Annotated in this window: 1 rRNA gene; it reads left to right on the top strand. The window is 56.9% G+C overall.

Annotated features, from left to right (window positions below):
• Window positions 1-211: ribosomal RNA gene (locus tag CHH91_RS19850) — 16S ribosomal RNA — on the top strand; the annotation flags it as partial.

Here is a 211-nt window from a genome sequence, read left to right on the forward strand (position 1 = left end):
GGAATCTTCCGCAATGGACGAAAGTCTGACGGAGCAACGCCGCGTGAGTGAGGAAGGCCTTCGGGTCGTAAAGCTCTGTTGTGAGGGAAGAAGCGGTACCGTTCGAATAGGGCGGTACCTTGACGGTACCTCACCAGAAAGCCACGGCTAACTACGTGCCAGCAGCCGCGGTAATACGTAGGTGGCAAGCGTTGTCCGGAATTATTGGGCG

Source organism: Virgibacillus sp. 7505, assembly GCF_002272135.1.
Lineage (GTDB): Bacteria > Bacillota > Bacilli > Bacillales > Amphibacillaceae > Terribacillus.